This is a genomic window from Pseudescherichia vulneris (genome assembly GCF_902164725.1).
Classification (GTDB): Bacteria; Pseudomonadota; Gammaproteobacteria; order Enterobacterales; family Enterobacteriaceae; genus Pseudescherichia; species Pseudescherichia vulneris.
On the sequence record NZ_LR607338.1, the window covers coordinates 914,103 to 932,006 of the forward strand.

Annotated in this window: 18 protein-coding genes; 11 read left to right on the forward strand and 7 right to left on the reverse strand. The window is 54.7% G+C overall.

All coding sequences use genetic code 11. The annotated features are described in order from the left end of the window. Positions 1-144 precede the first annotated feature (144 nt). The 3 genes from FN633_RS18365 to FN633_RS03665 form a co-directional block, all read right to left on the reverse strand. Positions 145-282 (reverse strand): hypothetical protein, encoded by a 138-nt coding sequence (locus FN633_RS18365; protein ID WP_165570671.1) that lies wholly within the window; start codon positions 280-282, stop codon positions 145-147. 73 nt (positions 283-355) lie between these two features. Then, positions 356-778, reverse strand: coding sequence for a hypothetical protein (locus FN633_RS03660; protein ID WP_154056781.1), 423 nt, complete (start codon positions 776-778; stop codon positions 356-358). Between the two features lie 158 nt (positions 779-936). Continuing rightward, the gene (locus FN633_RS03665; RefSeq protein WP_154056782.1) at positions 937-1,176 is read right to left on the reverse strand and encodes a hypothetical protein; all 240 of its coding nucleotides are present in this window, start codon (positions 1,174-1,176) and stop codon (positions 937-939) included. A gap of 426 nt (positions 1,177-1,602) precedes the next feature. On the opposite strand from FN633_RS03665, the gene FN633_RS03670 reads away from it, so the two are divergent. The 3 genes from FN633_RS03670 to FN633_RS03680 all read left to right on the forward strand — a co-directional run bounded on the left by FN633_RS03670 (position 1,603) and on the right by FN633_RS03680 (position 4,985). Then, positions 1,603-2,487 (forward strand): SDR family oxidoreductase, encoded by an 885-nt coding sequence (locus FN633_RS03670; RefSeq protein ID WP_042393648.1) that lies wholly within the window; start codon positions 1,603-1,605, stop codon positions 2,485-2,487. A 50-nt stretch (positions 2,488-2,537) separates the two neighbouring features. Then, positions 2,538-4,373, forward strand: coding sequence for a glycoside hydrolase family 15 protein (locus tag FN633_RS03675; RefSeq protein ID WP_154056783.1), 1,836 nt, complete (start codon positions 2,538-2,540; stop codon positions 4,371-4,373). A 99-nt stretch (positions 4,374-4,472) separates the two neighbouring features. Then, positions 4,473-4,985, forward strand: coding sequence for a ferritin-like domain-containing protein (locus tag FN633_RS03680; RefSeq protein WP_154056784.1), 513 nt, complete (start codon positions 4,473-4,475; stop codon positions 4,983-4,985). Between the two features lie 185 nt (positions 4,986-5,170). On the opposite strand, the gene smrA is transcribed toward FN633_RS03680, so the two are convergent. Further along, the gene (gene smrA / locus FN633_RS03685) at positions 5,171-5,734 is read right to left on the reverse strand and encodes a DNA endonuclease SmrA (protein WP_154056785.1); all 564 of its coding nucleotides are present in this window, start codon (positions 5,732-5,734) and stop codon (positions 5,171-5,173) included. A gap of 411 nt (positions 5,735-6,145) precedes the next feature. Here smrA and ogt point away from each other — a divergent pair, with 411 nt between their 5' ends. From ogt to uspE, 3 genes are all read left to right on the forward strand, one after another. Continuing rightward, entirely contained in the window at positions 6,146-6,661 is a 516-nt protein-coding gene (gene ogt, locus FN633_RS03690) for a methylated-DNA--[protein]-cysteine S-methyltransferase (protein ID WP_154056786.1), read from the forward strand. A 194-nt stretch (positions 6,662-6,855) separates the two neighbouring features. Next, positions 6,856-7,608 carry a fumarate/nitrate reduction transcriptional regulator Fnr gene (gene fnr, locus FN633_RS03695; RefSeq protein WP_131406021.1) on the forward strand — a complete coding sequence of 251 codons (753 nt, stop codon included), beginning with the start codon at positions 6,856-6,858 and terminating at the stop codon, positions 7,606-7,608. 143 nt (positions 7,609-7,751) lie between these two features. After that, positions 7,752-8,702 (forward strand): universal stress protein UspE, encoded by a 951-nt coding sequence (gene uspE / locus FN633_RS03700; RefSeq protein ID WP_154056787.1) that lies wholly within the window; start codon positions 7,752-7,754, stop codon positions 8,700-8,702. A 56-nt stretch (positions 8,703-8,758) separates the two neighbouring features. On the opposite strand, the gene pntB is transcribed toward uspE, so the two are convergent. Continuing rightward, positions 8,759-10,147 carry a Re/Si-specific NAD(P)(+) transhydrogenase subunit beta gene (gene pntB, locus FN633_RS03705; protein WP_154056788.1) on the reverse strand — a complete coding sequence of 463 codons (1,389 nt, stop codon included), beginning with the start codon at positions 10,145-10,147 and terminating at the stop codon, positions 8,759-8,761. Positions 10,148-10,157: 10 nt separating this feature from the next. Then, on the reverse strand, positions 10,158-11,687 hold the full coding sequence (gene pntA, locus FN633_RS03710) for a Re/Si-specific NAD(P)(+) transhydrogenase subunit alpha (protein ID WP_208673951.1): 1,530 nt from the start codon (positions 11,685-11,687) through the stop codon (positions 10,158-10,160). A 489-nt stretch (positions 11,688-12,176) separates the two neighbouring features. Between pntA and ydgH the strand changes: the two genes are divergently transcribed. The 3 genes from ydgH (at position 12,177) to folM (ending at position 15,440) form a co-directional block, all read left to right on the forward strand. Next, entirely contained in the window at positions 12,177-13,121 is a 945-nt protein-coding gene (gene ydgH / locus FN633_RS03715) for a DUF1471 family protein YdgH (protein ID WP_154056790.1), read from the forward strand. A 176-nt stretch (positions 13,122-13,297) separates the two neighbouring features. Then, complete coding sequence (locus tag FN633_RS03720) at positions 13,298-14,683, forward strand: amino acid permease (protein WP_154056791.1); 1,386 nt, start codon at positions 13,298-13,300, stop codon at positions 14,681-14,683. Positions 14,684-14,717: 34 nt separating this feature from the next. Next, positions 14,718-15,440 carry a dihydromonapterin reductase gene (gene folM / locus FN633_RS03725; protein WP_042393678.1) on the forward strand — a complete coding sequence of 241 codons (723 nt, stop codon included), beginning with the start codon at positions 14,718-14,720 and terminating at the stop codon, positions 15,438-15,440. Here folM and FN633_RS03730 read toward each other — a convergent pair. Continuing rightward, positions 15,437-15,772 (reverse strand): GlpM family protein, encoded by a 336-nt coding sequence (locus tag FN633_RS03730; RefSeq protein ID WP_154056792.1) that lies wholly within the window; start codon positions 15,770-15,772, stop codon positions 15,437-15,439. The two genes, folM and FN633_RS03730, sit on opposite strands and share 4 nt — an antisense overlap. A 126-nt stretch (positions 15,773-15,898) precedes the next feature. On the opposite strand from FN633_RS03730, the gene rstA reads away from it, so the two are divergent. Next, the gene (gene rstA, locus FN633_RS03735) at positions 15,899-16,615 is read left to right on the forward strand and encodes a two-component system response regulator RstA (protein ID WP_154056793.1); all 717 of its coding nucleotides are present in this window, start codon (positions 15,899-15,901) and stop codon (positions 16,613-16,615) included. A gap of 3 nt (positions 16,616-16,618) precedes the next feature. Continuing rightward, positions 16,619-17,902: a two-component system sensor histidine kinase RstB gene (gene rstB / locus FN633_RS03740; RefSeq protein ID WP_154056794.1), complete on the forward strand. Its 1,284-nt coding sequence runs from the start codon at positions 16,619-16,621 to the stop codon at positions 17,900-17,902. The last annotated feature ends 2 nt before the right edge of the window (positions 17,903-17,904 follow it).

Here is a 17,904-nt window from a genome sequence, read left to right on the forward strand (position 1 = left end):
CAGGGAGAGCAAGGCCATCATCTTTTTGTTGGTTTTCTGAGTTAAGCGTAATATAACCAGCCGATTTCGCTGCCCGTTAATCGCGAATACGGACGGCGATCACAGCAGCAGCGAAAGGGCTTAGGGCAGGTTTCTGGCGTAGCGCTAGCTGGCCTGGAACGGATCCTTTTGATCGTCCTGGCTGTCATCACGCTTGCGGGGGAGTTCACCCTGCTTAGCGGGGTTATCTTTAACCGGTTTGGTCTCTTCTGCTTTTAAGGGGGAAGCGTAGTTGTCCGTCATCATGTTCTCCTGTTATTACCTCACCTGAAGTTTAGTCAACGATTCAGGAACCGGGTAACAGAATCTATTCCCGCTACAAAGGACGTTTTTGGCTTGCACCGCGGGCAGGACGTACAAGGACATAACCCAGGGCGATAAACTGACGGTTATCTATCGTGCCGGCACCCTGTCTCTCCTGTTGCCATAGCCCTGTCAGGGCATTAAACACAAGCTGTATCTCGCCCTCGGGGGTATCAACGATATACTTCCCACTCGGCAAATAACCGCATGAGTAACTTATTCTGCGCATGGGCGGCGCTTTAACGGTATATTCAATTTTGCGAAAACCAGTGGAGGCGGTGGTAAAAAAATAAAACGGCACACTGGTTATTTTTAAATCACCCACGTCAGCAATAATTTCGCCATCACGAAACAGCGTAAGCGCTTTTAAAACCAGATTAACTGAATGAGATCCCTCATATCCAGGATATTCAGCCTTAAAATAGACGAAATTCATAGATGCCTCTATCACCACTCTTAGCGACCGCGTTAAAACAAGATTAGCAATGAAAACGCAACCGCAACGTTTTTTGTTAACGTGTCGTGATAGTCAGGCAGGGATTTCCGCAGCAGCTAGAGAAAGAGACGCTACTGCGGTTACAACGGGGTAAGGGCTCAGGCAACTTTTTCCGCGACAGGCGTTTCACACTGGCGCAGACTGAGCTGCAGATCGTAAATCAGACTTTGTACCATTTCCGGCGACAGGTGGAAAAACTGTGAATCAAAGGTGCTGGCCCCTGCTGTATACGGAGAGGTGCTGAAACCAAATCTCATGACAACACCGTTATGATCCTCTTCCGGTCCGACCTGCCAGCCTACGACAGGAAACGCAGGTAATACGGGCTCTTTGCTCATCCTAAATCTCCTTATAAACGTGATGCAATATTTAACCTTTGCAGCCAATCTTGTTAGCGTGGCTTAAGATTCATCTTAAACTCACCTGCAGAATTTTCAGTTTAGCCTACCGTTAGGCAGACACAAGCCGGCCACAAGAATAATAGCCCTTAATCGTGTAACCAGGAGCATTCTGAACGCTTTCTTGCAAAACGTTAACAGTACTTTCGTATGATTTGCACTTTTCCCCTTTTTATTTAGCACAGACATTCCTGAATTTCAGAGAATTACCTAAAAAGTTTACAATTTAAGCAGCTAGCATAATTTCAACGCCGTAATAACCTTTAGGTAAAGTTTTTAAAGTATCAGCATAAATTTTAAAAAAATAGCGGATCGGCATATTGCTGACTACGTTTATTACTGGTTCATTCAACGAGACGGATTATTATGACGACACAAGATAACAACCTCCCTCACTATCCACGCCCTCCTTTTGTAGAGCAAACGCAGAAAGTGCCGGGGCTTGCGTCAGAAATGAAGCCGATCCCCGATCATGGTGAAACCAGCTATACCGGTTCGGGTCGTCTGGCAGGTAAAAAAGCGCTGATTACCGGCGGTGACTCCGGTATCGGTCGCGCAGTAGCTATTGCCTATGCCCGCGAAGGCGCAGATGTGGCGATTAACTATCTGCCGGAAGAAGAATCTGATGCAGAAGCGGTGATTGCCTTAATTAAGGCGGAAGGTCGTAACGCCGTGGCGCTGCCAGGCGACATTCGCTCAGAAACATTCTGCCAGCAGCTGGTGGTTGAAGCTATTAACAAGCTCGGCGGCCTGGACATTCTGGTCAACAACGCCGGTCATCAACAGTTCTGCGAATCTATTGAGACGCTGACCACCGAAGCGTTTGATGAAACCTTCAAAACCAACGTCTATGCCCCATTCTGGATCACCAAGGCAGCCGTGCCGCATCTGAAAGAGGGCGCAGTTATTATTAACACTTCCTCTGTGCAGGCCTTCCAGCCGAGCGATATCCTGCTGGACTATGCGCAGACCAAGGCCTGTAACGTCGCGTTTACCAAAGCGCTGGCTAAGCAGCTCGGTCCGAAAGGCATTCGCGTAAACGCCGTTGCGCCGGGTCCATACTGGACGCCGCTGCAGGTGTGTGGCGGACAGCCGCAGGAAAAAGTAAAAGCCTTCGGTGAAACTGCCCCGCTCGCCCGTCCAGGCCAGCCGGTTGAGATCGCCCCGCTGTATGTTCTTTTTGCCTCTGACGAAAGTTCCTTCTCGTCCGGCCAGGTATGGTGCTCAGACGGCGGTACCGGCACGGTGTAACACTTGGGCAGGCCGCGCCTGCCTTGTCGATTTTTGCAGGATAAGCATTAATGAAGAATCAGTCTTTATCCCGAACCGAGCGTGTCGACGGCTATGCTGGCCTTGGCGACTATGCAGCCATTGGCGATGGTCGCTCGGTGGCGCTGATAGCCCCAGATGGTGCTATCGACTGGTGGTGCGCCCCTAATATGGATTCGCCGCCGCTGTTCGATCGTATTCTGGATGCCAAATTTGGTGGTTATTTTCAGATCGAACCGGTCGAAGACTACTGCATGGAGCGGCAGTACCGGGAAAACAGCAACGTGCTGGAAACCTGTTACACCACCAGCACGGGTAAAGTGCGATTCACCGAGTCCCTTAACAGTAACAACGCAGGCCGTTTGCCCTGGTGTGAGCTGGCCCGGCGCGTTGAGGGGCTGGAGGGCGAAGTGGAGATGAGGCTGGTCTTTGTCCCTGGTACCGCCGCCTGTACCCGCTCCTCATGGATAGGTGACTCCGCCAAAGGCCAGATTGTTCACATTGGCGATCTGATGGCGATGCTGCGTACCACCTCCGACATTGAAATCACCTGCGTTGACGATCAGGCGATTGAAGGCGTGTTTACCACAAAAGCGGGCTCGCGTTCGCTGGTGGCCCTGTTGGTGAGCGATAACGAGCCGCTGGCCGTGCCGCCGCTGGAAAAAATCGACGAGCGGATCGACGTTAGCGATAAAAACTGGGCCTCATGGGCGGAACACCTTAGCTATGAAGGTGTGCACAAGAAGCACGTTGTTCGCTCTGCGCTGGCGCTTAAGTTCCTGCTCTACTCCCCGACCGGTGCACTGGCTGCTGCCCCAACCACCTCCCTACCGGAGGGCATCGGCGGCGAAAAGAATTACGACTACCGCTACGCCTGGATCCGCGACGCCTGCCTGATCATTCGCGCCTTTGCGTTTATCGGCGCGCTCGAAGAGTGTAAGGCGGCCTTCTCCTGGCTGACCCACACTATCGTGCGTCATGAAGGCAAGCTGCGGGCCTGCTATACCCTGGACGGCGACGTTGTACCGAATGAGACCTATCTTCCCCTGGAAGGTTACAAAGGGTCGAAGCCGGTACGCGTGGGCAATAACGCCCAGAGCCAGCAGCAGCTCAGCATGTTTGGCGACATGCTGGATACTGCCCTGCTGTTCGTTCATGCCGGTCACGTGCTGGATCTCACTACCGCCCGCCTGCTGGCTTCTTTGGCTAACGAGTGCGCGGATACCTGGCGCCAGGATGACTGTGGTATCTGGGAGCTGCCCGAACGGCGTCACTATACCCACTCCAAAATGGCCTGCTGGGTGACCCTGGACATCGCCGTACGATTGGCAGAAGACGGTCATATTGAAAAAACCTGGGTCAACCGCTGGACACGTGAACGGGATCGGGTAAGCGCCTGGATTGAAGAGCACTGCTGGTCTGAAAAGAAACAGGCTTACTCCTTCTACGCCGGTAGCGACCATCTGGATGCCGCTATGTGCCTTACGTGGTACTACGGCAAGAAAATTAACCCAGCGCGCATGAAATCCACCTATGACGCCATTTACGCGGAGTTGGGCCACAATTCGCCGATGCTCTATCGCTACAGCGAAGTAGAGAAAGAGGAGAGCACCTTTGTGGCCTGCTCGTTCTGGTTGGTAGAGGCATGGGCGCGCCTGGACGATACGCAAAAAGCGTCTGAGTACATGGAAACGATCCTTGGCAACCTGTGTGACCAGGGTAACGTCGAGAACTTTAACGAAATGTTTGACGTGCGCACCGGCGAGTGGCGCGGCAATGTCCCGCAAGGGCTGAGCCATCTCTCGCTGATCTGCGCTGCCGACGCGCTGTCACGCTTCCGTGACGGCAAAAAGCAGTGGCACGTCTGACGAATTCAACCAAGGCTTCTATACTTCAGAGCGTAAGTGCTCTGTTAAACCCAAAGAAGAGTGCAATAAATAATTGGATCTTACGAGGAGTGATTAACGATGGCGACTAACTACACTGAACACTACCATGATTGGTTACGCGACGCTCATGCGATGGAGAAACAGGCCGAGTCCATGCTGGAAAAAATGGCAGACCGTCTTGAGCACTACCCGGATCTGCGTGCGCGCATCGTACAGCATATCGAAGAGACCCGTCAGCAGCAGAAGCTGGTCGATCAGGTGCTTGCCCGCAATAACATCTCTACCTCAACCCTGAAAGATGCGATGGGTAAACTGTCCGCGATGGGCCAGGCCATCGGCGGTATGATGACGCCTGACGAAGTGGTCAAAGGCGCAATCAGCGGCTACGTCTTCGAGCATTTCGAAATTGCCTGCTACACCTCACTGATTAGCGCAGCCGAGATGGCCGGTGACCATGAAGGCGCGGCTGTTTTCAAACAGATCCGTGAGCAGGAGATTGCGATGGCTGACTGGTGTCAGACCCACCTGCCGGACGTGACTCAGCAGTTCCTGTCACGCTCTGCCCAGCCTAACACCGAAGCGAAACGCTAACTCGCCCCTGCCCGCTTCACGCTGAAGCGGGCAGTTTTCCTCTTGTTCCTGGCTTCACCCATCTTCGCCCACTATCCGGCATATATAATACACTTCCCCTAATAACGCTGCGTAATTAATACAACAGTGACCTTTAAGCTACGCGTAAATAAAAGTAAAAATATCTACATTATTATTCCCGGCGCTTAACGACTGCGCTTAGCATGGCGCTCCCAATTATCCTGTTTTGCCTGCTCGGATTTACGCAGCGCAATATAACAGGCTCCGCTTCCGCCATGATGTGGCAGCGCCTGACAAAATGCCTGCACGTCGTCAAATTCCGGTAGCCAGCGAAAAAGATAACTACGCACAATATTAGCGTGCGACTTATCTTCCCGCCCTTTACCATGAATAATAAGTAAGTTACGCAGGTTATCCTGTCTGGCCTGATGCAGGAAGCTGAATAGCATCTGCCGACACTGCTCAATCGGCTGCTTTAGCAGGTTAAGGCTGGCCTGCTGGCTGTACTTACCGAGACGCAACTTATCAATGACGCCGCTTTGCAGCCCCTCACGGCGAAACTCCAGCGGCGTTGCCAGCGGCAGCACATCCAGAAAATCGGTTGTCAGGAAATTGTCCTGCTGTAACAGATCAATACGCGGCGGCGTGCGCGTGTTGCGGCTGGGATGCCACTGTACGTCGGCGCAGCGTTTAAGGGGTTGGACATCCTCCATGGCGTCAAGAAATAGCGATTTGTCGTCAAGGTTCATGGTCACTCCTCGTGCAACGTTTGACAGCTCAGGCGCTACTATAGCCACCCGCGAGACCGGTCACAACGCTGTTGTTTAATTTCTAGCATGTTCCTGATAAGGCACACCGTCTGGCGAGCGTACTCAAGTATAAGTACATTCACTGCCACTTAACTAATACCCCTATTACAGTAAACAAAATGATTTAACTTAAACCGTTGATAAACTCATTACCAAACTTTACTGGTATTAGTATTAAAGATGTCTATACTAAAATAAACCCGCCCAAGGAGTGGTTGCGTTAAAATAATGTAAGGATGCACTGCTGTGTGTACTGTAGAGTCTGGCGGATGTCGACAGGCTCTATTTTTTTACGTCAAAATCGGTAAGATAATATCCTATATTGCTTTCTCGCCAATTTAGGATCTCGCTATGTTAATCCTGCTGGAAGACAAAATCGACACGCCCCTCGGCCCGCTTTGGGTGATCTGTGACGAACAGTACCGCCTGCGCGCCGTTGAGTGGGAGGAGCACGCCGACCGCATGGAGCTGCTGCTCAATGTCCACTACCGTAAGCCAGGCTATCGCCGCGTCGCGGCCAGCAATCCCGGCGGGCTAAGCGACAAACTTCACGACTACTTTGCCGGTCATCTTAGTGTAATTGACGATCTGCCCACCGAAACCGCTGGCACGCCATTTCAACGGGCGGTGTGGAAAGCGCTACGCGAGATCCCCTGCGGCCAGGTCATCCACTACGGCCAGCTGGCCGAGCTGCTGGGACGCGCTGGCGCAGCGCGAGCGGTGGGCGCGGCGAATGGTTCTAATCCCGTTAGCATTGTTGTTCCCTGCCACCGGGTAATCGGTCGCAACGGCACTCTGACCGGATACGCTGGCGGCGTCCAGCGTAAAGAGTGGCTTTTGCGTCATGAGGGCTATCTTTTACTGTAGAAAAAGGGGACTTTTTGTGCCTTTTTACGCGCCTAAAATCAATAAACCCCTAATCAACATAAGGAATTTCAATAAGTTAAACTTATTGATTTTTCAAAGGTTCCAATAATCGCTGTTTGGGGATTAAGCAGGCTTACGTGCTCAGCAAAAAGATGTTAAAATTGACCAATATCAATTACGGCCTGAGCAGACCTATGATCCCGGAAAAGCGAATTATACGACGCATTCAGTCTGGCGGTTGTGCTATCCATTGCCAGGATTGCAGCATCAGCCAGCTTTGTATCCCGTTCACCCTCAATGAACACGAGCTGGACCAGCTTGATAACATCATCGAGCGCAAAAAGCCGATTCAGAAAGGCCAAACGCTGTTTAAAGCGGGCGACGAACTGAAGTCCCTTTATGCGATCCGCTCCGGTACCATTAAGAGCTATACCATCACCGAACAGGGTGATGAGCAGATCACCGGTTTTCATCTGGCAGGCGATCTGGTGGGCTTTGACGCTATCGGTACCGGCCACCACCCGAGCTTTGCTCAGGCGCTGGAGACCTCAATGGTCTGCGAAATTCCGTTTGAGACGCTGGACGATCTCTCCGGCAAGATGCCCAATCTGCGTCAGCAGATGATGCGTCTGATGAGCGGCGAGATCAAAGGCGACCAGGATATGATCCTGCTGCTGTCGAAAAAGAATGCGGAAGAGCGCCTGGCTGCCTTTATCTATAACCTCTCCCGCCGCTTTGCCCAGCGCGGTTTCTCACCCCGTGAGTTCCGTCTGACCATGACCCGTGGCGATATTGGCAACTACCTGGGCCTCACGGTAGAAACCATCAGCCGTCTACTGGGCCGTTTCCAGAAGAGCGGCATGCTGGCAGTGAAAGGTAAGTACATTACTATCGAAAACGGCGATATTCTCGCCGAGCTTGCTGGCCACGCGCGCAACGTCGCCTGACGCTCACGCCAGTACTCACCTCTTGCCAGACAACAAAATAGTCCGATTTGTTGATCTGGCAAAGGCTAGCCTCTGTTTCATTCTCCACATATAGGTTACTCTTTTAATTACAGACTGCGGTGACAGATGTAAGGAGACCCTGTATGGCCATGTATCAAAATATGCTGGTTGCCATCGATCCCAATCAGGATGACCAGCCAGCGCTACGGCGTGCTGTATATTTGCATCAGAAAATTGGCGGCCGCATCAAAGCCTTCCTGCCGATCTATGACTTCTCATATGAGATGACCACCCTTCTGTCGCCCGACGAGCGTACCGCCATGCGTCAGGGCGTCATCAGCCAGCGGACCGCCTGGATCCGCGAGCAGGCAAAATATTACATCGATGCCGGGGTGCCGATTGATATCAAGGTGATCTGGCATAACCGTCCTTTCGAAGCCATTATTCAGGAAGTGTTAACCGGGCATCATGACCTGGTGTTGAAGATGGCCCACCAGCACGACAAGCTGGAGTCGGTGATCTTTACCCCTACCGACTGGCATCTGCTGCGTAAGTGCCCTTGCCCGGTGTGGATGGTGAAAGACCAGCCGTGGCCCGAAGGCGGCAAAGCGCTGGTGGCGGTGAACCTCGCGAGCGAAGAGCCGTACCATAACGCGCTCAATGAGAAGCTGGTGCGGGAAACCATCCAGCTCGCCGAGCAGGTGAACCATACAGAAGTGCATCTGATTGGTGCCTACCCAGTCACTCCGATCAATATTGCCATCGAACTGCCGGAGTTTGACCCTACCGTCTACAACGACGCCATTCGCGGTCAGCATCTGCTGGCGATGAAAGCCCTGCGCCAGAAGTTTGGCATCTCTGAGAAGCTCACCCACGTGGAAAAAGGCCTGCCTGAAGAGGTGATCCCGGAGCTGACCGAGCATCTGCAGGCTGGGGTGGTGGTGCTGGGCACGGTGGGTCGTACCGGCCTCTCCGCGGCGTTTTTAGGCAATACCGCCGAGCAGGTCATTGACCATCTGCGCTGCGACCTGCTGGTGATCAAGCCCGATGACTACCGCTCGCCGGTTGAGATTGATGACGACGAAGACGATTGAGTCGTTGAGGTCACAAAAAAACCGCCTTTACGGCGGTTTTTTATTTTATGCGCCTCTTACAACGCTTTGAGGATCGCATCCACGCTCTGCTTGGCATCGCCAAACAGCATCTGGGTGTTCTCCTTAAAGAACAGCGGGTTCTGTACGCCAGCGTAGCCGGTGTTCATCGAACGCTTAAACACGATCACGTTCTGTGCCTTCCACACTTCCAGAACCGGCATCCCGGCAATCGGGCTACGCGGATCGTCCAGCGCCGCCGGGTTCACGGTGTCGTTCGCGCCAATGACCAGCACCGTATCGGTATCGGAGAAATCATCGTTGATCTCATCCATCTCCAGCACGATGTCGTAAGGCACTTTGGCTTCTGCCAGCAGCACGTTCATATGACCCGGCAGACGCCCGGCAACCGGGTGAATACCAAAGCGCACCTTGATGCCGCGGGCACGTAGCCGCTCCGTGATCTCCGCCACCGGATACTGCGCCTGGGCGACCGCCATGCCGTAGCCTGGGGTAATGATGACCGAGTGTGAATTCTTCAGCAGATCGGCAGTCTCTTCCGCGCTGATTTCACGGTGCTCGCCTACCTCTTCGTCCTCACCGGTTGAAGAGCCGTCGGTGCCGAAGCCGCCCGCGATCACGCTGATAAACGACCGATTCATCGCCTTACACATGATGTAGGAGAGGATCGCACCGGACGAGCCCACCAGCGCACCGGTGACGATCAGCAGGTCGTTGCTGAGCATAAAGCCCGCCGCCGCCGCTGCCCAACCGGAGTAGGAGTTGAGCATCGATACCACCACAGGCATGTCTGCCCCGCCGATTGACGCCACCAAATGCCAGCCAAACGCCAGCGCAATGATAGTCATCACCAGCAGCGCCAGCACCTGGAGCCCCACGCTTTCGGTGCGGACAAACACCAGCAGCAGCAGGAAGGAGACCACTAGCGCCGCAAGGTTCATCTTGTGACGGTTTGGCAGCATCAGCGGCTTAGAGGAGATTTTGCCGCGCAGCTTGCCGAATGCCACAATGGAGCCGGTAAAGGTCACCGCCCCGATAAAGATGCCGAGGAACACCTCCGTCAGGTGGATATTCACCAGGATCGGCTCAAGGCCCGGCTCGTGGTACAGGTAGCTGTTAAAGCCTACCAGCACCGCCGCCAGACCCACGAAGCTGTGCAGGATTGCCACCAGCTCCGGCATTTCGGTCATCTCAACTTTCTTCGCCAGATGAATACCAATCGCGCCACCGATAATCATGGCTACGATGATCCAGGCGACGTTGCCGGTCTCCGGCCCAAAGATGGTGGCGATCAGCGCAATGGCCATCCCGGCGATGCCAAAGCGGTTACCCTGCTGAGAGGTTTCATGCTTTGACAGCCCGGCCAGGCTGAAAATAAACAGGATCGCGGCAACAATGTATGCAGCTGTAACTAATCCTCCAGACATGTGCTACCCCTTAGTTCTTCCGGAACATTTTCAGCATACGCTGAGTGACGGTGAAACCACCGAAAATATTGATACTGGCGATCAGCACGGCAATAAAGCTCAGGAAGCTTATCCAGCCGCCATGACCAATCTGCAGCAGCGCACCGACCACGATAATTCCCGAGATGGCGTTCGTGACCGACATCAGCGGGGTATGCAGCGCATGGGAGACGTTCCAGACCACGTAGTAACCTACCACGCAGGCCAGTGCGAACACGGTAAAGTGACCGAGGAACTCCTTCGGTGCCACATCCGCCAGCCAGCCGAAGAGGATAATCACCAGCGCCATCAGGGCGTATTTGCGCCACGGTGAGGCGGGAGCCTTCGGCTCTTCAAGGACAGGGGCAGCTTTCGCGGCCGCCTGCGGCTGGGCTGAAACCTGAATTGGCGGCGCAGGCCAGGTAGTTTCGCCGTCACGGATCACCGTTACGCCGCGCACCACCACATCGTCAAAATCAACGGTGACGTTGCCATCTTTCTCTTTGCACAGCAGCTTCAGCAGATTAACCAGGTTGGTACCGTAGAGCTGGGAGGACTGCGTCGGCAGGCGGCCCGGCAGATCGGTATAACCGATCACCTTCACGCCGTTGGCGGTCGTGAATACCTCATTGGGCACGGTGTATTCGCAGTTGCCGCCGTTCTGCGCGGCCAGGTCGACAATCACGCTGCCCGGATTCATGGAGTCTACCATTTCGCGGGTGATCAGCGTCGGAGCCGGTTTGCCTGGGATCAGCGCGGTGGTCACAATGATGTCCACCTCTTTTGCCTGGGCGGCAAACAGCGCCATCTCAGCCTTGATGAAGGCCTCAGACATCACCTTGGCGTAGCCGTCCCCGCTGCCCGCTTCCTCTTTGAAATCCAGCTCAAGGAACTCAGCGCCCATGCTCTGGACCTGCTCTTTCACTTCCGGGCGGGTATCAAAGGCGCGCACGATGGCACCCAGGCTGTTGGCTGCGCCAATGGCGGCAAGGCCAGCGACGCCTGCGCCAATGACCATCACCTTGGCAGGCGGCACTTTCCCTGCTGCGGTGATCTGGCCGGTAAAGAAGCGGCCGAACTCGTGGGCAGCCTCAACAATGGCACGGTAACCGGCAATGTTGGCCATCGAGCTGAGCGCGTCGAGGGACTGGGCGCGGGAGATACGCGGCACGGAGTCCATCGCCATAACAGTGACGTTACGCGCGGCCAGCTTCTCTAGCAGCTGCGGGTTTTGTGCTGGCCAGATAAAGCTCACCAGCGTTGTACCCGGATTAAGGCACGCAATTTCATCGTCGCCGGGCGCATTCACCTTGAGGATGATGTCTGATTGCCAGATCGCATTACCGTCGACAACCTCGGCACCCGCCTCGGTAAAGGCAGCGTCATCGAAGCTTGCCAGCTTGCCCGCGCCGCTTTCGACTGCGACGGTGAAACCCAGTTTTAGCAGCTGCTCGACCGTTTTTGGTGTCGCCGCCACGCGAGTTTCATTGGCCAACCGCTCTTTTGGTATACCAATACGCATAGTTTTCCCTTCCATCGGTTTTGAATGAGGGTTTGTCAGTTTCTTCACAGATGTCAAAAATAAAACCGTAACAAACTTTCTATAACCTACTGAAAATAACGCCTGTGATCTACCGCAACAATTAAGAAATGAAGGTTTTATGAGGTAAAATTGAGCCAGCACGGGTATAAACAGCTCAATTTAACTTTAAATAATAGCGCAGGCCCCATATTCCGCTTATACGAGACGGCAATACGTGATTTTTCGCCGGGGTAAATCGCTAATTTAACATGGCATTAACTTAAAAAAGTCATATGCTTAACCGCTTTTACTGGTCAAGCGTCTATTTTTTCAACATATCGCGTTTTAGTATGTCAACCTATCCCCTCGGTAGCACAGGTGATGAAAAATCTCGCAGACAGTTGCAAGATTAAAATGCAATAATCATCCACGTTTTCAAGACATCTCTAATACCAGTATCTGGTTTGCGCAAGGCGAAGGACTATTTTTATGAAGCTTAAGAACACCCTCCTGGCATCCGCACTCCTGTCGGCAACGGCCTTGTCGGCGCAGGCCGCGACCGAGTTGACGCCGGAGCAAGCGGAAGCGGTAAAACCTTACGACCGTATCGTGGTCACCGGCCGCTTTAACGCTATTGGTGACGCTGTCACCGCCGTCTCCAACCGTGCTGATAAAGTAGGCGCAGATGCCTTCTTCGTCGTTGATACCTCTGATTTAGGCAACAGCGGCAACTGGCGCGTAACGGCCGATCTCTATAAGAAAGACGCTGCCAAAGCAGAGGCATCGCAGAACCGGGTTATTAACGGCGTGACTGAACTGCCTAAAGACGAAGCTATCCAGCTTGAGCCTTTTGATACCGTTACTGTCCAGGGTTTCTACCGTAGCCAGCCTGAAGTGAACAGCGCGATCACCAAAGCGGCGAAAGCTAAAGGCGCGGCCTCGTTCTACATTGTACGCCAGGTTGACGCCAACGACGGTGGTAACCAGCGTATTACCGCCTACATCTATAAAGCCGATGCCAAAAAACGCGTTCTGCAAAGCCCGGATGCTATCCCGGCTGACTCCGAAGCAGGCCGCGCTGCACTGGCGAAAGGCGGTGAAGAAGCGAAGAAAGTGGAGATCCCAGGCGTAGCCACCAGCGCTGCACCAAGTACCGAAGTGGGCCGCTTCTTTGAAACGCAGTCCTCGAAAGGTGGACGTTACACTGTCACCCTGCCGGATGGCACTAAGATTGAAGAGGTGAATAAAATCACCGCAGCGCAAATGGTGCCGTTCGATAGCGTTCAGTTCACCGGTAACTACGGCAACATGACCGAGATCTCTTACCAGGTGGCGAAACGCGCCGCGAAGAAAGGCGCGAAGTATTACCACATTACGCGTCAGTGGCAGGAGCGTGGTAACAACATCACCATCAGCGCCGACCTCTACAGATAATTCTCCAAAAGGCGGCCTCTGCCGCCTTTTTCTCCCATTTCTGCAAATTTCTGCCATACATTATTGCATGCGCATCTTCCACTACGTAAAATCCCGCGCCTTAGTATGATCCACGCTATTTATGCGCTCCGGCGAAATAATTATTCTGGATTTGTCGTTTTTTTAACAGGATGCCAATGGAAAAGAAACTTGGCCTGAGCGCGCTGACTGCGCTTGTTTTAAGTTCAATGCTGGGCGCGGGCGTCTTCAGCCTGCCGCAAAATATGGCGGCCGTCGCCAGTCCCGCTGCGCTCATGATCGGCTGGGCCATTACCGGGGTCGGCATTCTGCTGTTAGCCTTCGCCATGCTGCTGCTCACCCGCCTGCGGCCCGATCTCGACGGCGGTATATTCACCTATGCGCGAGAGGGCTTCGGCGAGCTGATTGGCTTCTGCTCTGCCTGGGGCTACTGGCTCTGCGCGGTGATCGCCAACGTCTCCTATCTGGTGATTGTCTTTTCGGCGCTGAGCTTCTTCACCGATACGCCAGCGCTGCGCCTGTTCGGCGATGGCAATACCTGGCAATCCATCGTCGGAGCCTCCTGCCTGCTGTGGATCGTCCACTGGCTAGTGCTGCGCGGCGTGCAGACGGCGGCGAGCATTAACCTCGCTGCCACGCTGGCGAAGCTGGTTCCACTGGGTCTGTTTGTGGTGCTGGCCGGGCTGGCATTCAACGCCGACAGGTTCAGCCTCGACTTTACCGGGGTAGAGCTTGGCGTGCCGGTGTGGGAGCAGGTAAAAAATACCATGCTCATTACCCTGTGGGTCTTTATCGGCGTTGAAGGTGCAGTGGTGGTATCCGCCAGGGCACGCAATAAGCAGGACGTTGGCCGGGCGACGCTAATGGCAGTGATCGCCGCCCTGACGGTCTATCTGTTTGTCACTCTGCTGTCGCTGGGGGTAGTGCCCCGTCCGCAGCTGGCGGAGATGCGCAATCCCTCTATGGCCGGATTGATGGTGGATATGATGGGCTCCTGGGGCGAAGTAATCATCGCTGCCGGGCTAATCGTCTCTGTTTGCGGAGCCTACCTCAGTTGGACCATCATGGCGGCCGAGGTGCCTCTGCTGGCGGCGAAGTACAAAGCCTTCCCGCGCATTTTTGCCAAGCAGAATGCGAATAACGCCCCGTCGGCCTCGCTGTGGCTGACCAACGCCAGCGTCCAGATCTGCCTGATTCTGATCTGGCTCACAGGTTCTGACTACAATACACTTTTAACCATCGCCTCCGAGATGATTCTGGTACCCTATTTCCTGGTGGGTGCCTATCTCTTAAAAGTCGCCCAGCGTCCGCTGCATCAGGCTACGGGTATCGGTGCCTGCATCTATGGCCTATGGTTACTTTATGCTTCCGGGCCAATGCATCTGCTGCTGTCGGTGGTACTCTATGCGCCAGGCCTGCTGGTCTTTCTCTATGCACGCCGCACGCATCCGCAGCCCGATCTGTTACAACGTCACGAAAAGGTGTTGATGGGGCTGCTGTTGATCGCGGCGCTTCCGGCAACCTGGATACTGATGGGGCAGTAATTCTGCCCCTACGCTGTAAAACAAGGAGATAACGATGGGAAGAAACGACCCCTGCCCGATTCTGATTACCGGCGGCGGCCGCCGCATTGGCCTTGCCATCGCCCACCATTTTCTTAACCAGCAGCAGCCGGTTATCGTCAGCTATCGCACCTTCTATCCGGCCATTGAGGTTTTACAGGAAGCGGGCGCGGTCTGCATCAAGGCGGATTTTTGTCACGATGAGGGCATCCTCGCTTTTGCCGAGGAGGTTAAATCCCGTACCCACGGGCTGCGGGGCATTATCCACAATGCCGGAGCCTGGGTGCCGGAGAAGCCGGGAGCGCCGATTACCGAGGTGCTCTGTGCGATGATGCAGATCCACGTTCATGCCCCCTATCTGCTGAATCACGCCCTGGAAAGCCTGGTGCGCGGCCACGGTCACGCAGGCGGTGACATCATCCACTTCACCGATTACGTGGTCGAGCGCGGCAGCGACAAGCATATCGCCTATGCGGCCAGTAAGGCGGCGCTGGATAATATGACCCGCTCGTTTGCCCGCAAGCTGGCTCCGGAGGTAAAAGTGAACTCCATCGCCCCGTCGCTGATCCTGTTCAACGAGGGGGATGACGCTGAATACCGGCAGAAGGCGCTCAACAAGTCACTGATGAAGATCGCGCCCGGCGAGAAAGAGGTGATCGATCTGATCGACTACCTGATGACCAGCCGATTCGTGACCGGACGCAACTTTGCTCTCGACGGGGGTCGCCCGCTGCGCTAGTGGAAGCGGCTCCAGCAGAAAATCAACAGCCAGGCGCTGAGGCTCCAGCAGAGAACGGCTGCACCCAGCGCCAGCGGCAGTCGCATAGCGGCGGTGAAATACCAGAGCGACAGCAGGTAGATGAAGTAAGGGATAATTGCCCACATGCCAAACACAATGGTCGTGCGCAGCGCCTCAATGCCGCGCTCAGAGGCGACGATGTAGTGCGCGATCAGAGCGAAGGTAGGAAATAGCGGGATCAGCCCGGCAATGTAGTAATTTTTTGTTTTTGCGAGCACGCTAATTAGCAACACCACCAGCGCGCCAATCGCCGCTTTAACCACTAACCCCATGATTTATCCCTGACTCTTTTCCACATTAAGCCCCCAGCATAACGGAACCGTTCCCGTTTATGAAAGATTAATGGAAGCTTCCGGCAAGGCGGTGTATGTTGGCGCTTTTGCCCCCGATGATCACCAATGAACAAGATCGTTTTTGTGGAAGACGACCCGGAAGTGGGTGCCCTGATTGCTGCCTACCTTGGTAAGCACGATATCGACGTTATGCTGGAGACGCGTGGCGATCGCGCCGAAGAGACCATCCTGCGTGAAAATCCTGAGCTGGTGCTACTGGATATCATGCTCCCAGGTAAAGATGGCATGACCCTCTGCCGGGACCTGCGTGGACAGTGGCAAGGCCCTATTGTGCTGCTCACCTCCCTTGATAGCGATATGAACCATATCCTCTCTCTTGAGATGGGGGCCAGCGACTATATTCTGAAAACCACGCCGCCCGCCGTGCTGCTGGCGCGTCTGCGCCTCCACCTGCGTCAGAGCAGCGTGACGGCCCGTCCGATTGCCACCGCGTCACTTACGCCACACAACGCGCTGCGTTTTGGCACCTTGTCTATCGATCCCGTTAACCGTCAGGTGCTGCTCGCCAACGAGCCGGTCGCCCTCTCCACCGCTGATTTTGACCTACTGTGGGAGCTGGCAACCCACGCCGGACAGATCATGGATCGCGACGCGCTGCTGAAAAACCTGCGCGGGGTGAGCTATGACGGATTGGACCGCAGCGTTGACGTTGCCATCTCGCGCCTGCGCAAAAAGCTGCTGGATAGCGCCACCGAGCCTTACCGGATCAAAACCGTGCGTAACAAAGGCTACCTATTTGCCCCGCACGCGTGGGATAACTAACGAATGAAGAAGCTTTTCGTCCAGTTCTACCTGCTGCTGTTTGTCTGCTTTCTGGTGATGACTATGCTGGTCGGGCTGGTGTACAAATTTACCGCCGAACGGGCAGGCAGACAGTCGCTGGACGACCTAATGAAAAGCTCTCTCTACCTGATGCGCAGCGAGCTGCGGGAGATCCCGCCCCACGAGTGGAGCAAAACCTTGAAGGAGATGGATCTTAATCTCTCTTTCGATATGCGCATCGAGCCGCTGAATAAGTTTCACCTCAGCGCGGCCACTACCCAGCGACTACGCGAGGGGGACATTGTGGCGCTCGATGAGGAGTATACGTTTATCCAGCGTATTCCCCGCAGCCACTATGTGCTGGCGGTAGGCCCCATCCCCTATCTCTTCTTCCTGCACGAGATGCGCCTGTTTGACATCATTCTGATGGTCTTTATTGCTATCTCCCTCGCCTTCCCGGTCTTTATCTGGATGCGCCCCCACTGGCAGGAGATGCTGCGGCTGGAGTCTGCCGCCCAACGTTTTGGTAGCGGGCACCTGAATGAACGGATCCACTTTGCCAGCGGTTCGAGCTTTGAGCGTCTCGGCGTTGCCTTCAACCAGATGGCAGATAATATTAACGCCCTGATTGCCAGCAAGAAGCAGCTTATCGATGGGATTGCCCACGAGCTACGCACCCCGCTGGTACGCCTACGCTACCGGTTGGAGATGAGCGATAACCTCACGGAAGCCGAGCGGCTGGCGCTGAACCGCGATATCGGCCAGCTTGAAGCGCTGATCGAGGAGCTGCTCACCTACGCCCGCCTCGATCGTCCGCAAAACGAGCTGCACCTCTCTGAACCGGATCTGCCCCGCTGGGTAGCGAGCTATGTGGATGATGTGACAAGCATCAACCCTGCCCGCACCCTGACGCTGACGGCTACTTCCGAAGTAGACTACGGCGCGCTGGATATGCGACTGATGGAGCGCGTGCTTGATAACCTGGTAAACAACGCCCTGCGCTACAGCGACAGCACCGTGCAAATTGCTCTCCGACATGACGGCGCAAGGGCCAGCCTGATCGTTGAGGACGATGGCCCTGGCATTGAGCCCGAGGCAAGGGAACGCATATTTGAGCCTTTTGTCCGGCTCGACCCAAGCCGGGACCGGGCCACCGGCGGCTGCGGTCTGGGATTGGCGATTGTACGTTCTATCGCCCAGGCCATGGGCGGAGAGGTGGTGTGTGATGCCAGTGAGTTAGGCGGAGCACGCTTTACCTTTAGCTGGCCCGTTTGCTATTCGATCTAAAC